Origin of the sequence: Bacillus stratosphericus, assembly GCF_020524495.1 — a bacterium.
In the GTDB taxonomy this organism is placed as follows: domain Bacteria; phylum Bacillota; class Bacilli; order Bacillales; family Bacillaceae; genus Bacillus; species Bacillus stratosphericus_B.
In genome coordinates this window covers 1-512 of sequence record NZ_JAIVLB010000107.1, presented here as the reverse complement: position 1 = coordinate 512, position 512 = coordinate 1, and the positions used below count along the sequence as shown (strand labels likewise).

Genomic DNA, 512 nt, shown 5'->3' with positions numbered 1-512 from the left:
TAAGGGTAATAACACAATTCTGCGGGGGATGAACATGTTATCGAAACGTGAAGAAGAGAGAAGAAATCAATTAGAAGTAGTGGCTTTAGATGAATTAGTGCCTGAAGATCATCTTGTGCGAAAAATTGATCAAGTGATCGATTTTGACTTCGTATATGATCTTGTCAAAGATCATTATAGTTCTGACAACGGTAGACCAAGTGTGGATCCCGTTGTTCTCATTAAAATGGTTTTGATCCAATATCTATTTGGCATTCGCTCAATGCGTCAAACCATAAAAGAAATCGAAACGAATGTTGCTTATCGTTGGTTTATTGGGTATGGGTTTTCTGAGAAAATTCCGCACTTTTCTACCTTCGGTAAAAATTATGTGAGACGCTTCCACGATACAGATTTATTTGAACAAATTTTTTATCGAATCTTAAGAGAAGCGATGAAAAAAGGACTCGTTGACCCATCTATCGCCTTCATTGATTCAACTCATGTAAAAGCGAACGCCAATAAGAAAAAAC

1 protein-coding gene is annotated in these 512 nt (G+C 36.5%); it reads left to right on the top strand.

Annotated elements, in window-relative coordinates; genetic code table 11:
- Positions 1-34 precede the first annotated feature (34 nt).
- A partial coding sequence (locus LC033_RS16715; protein WP_226570370.1) for a transposase occupies positions 35-512 on the top strand: 478 nt, incomplete at its 3' end.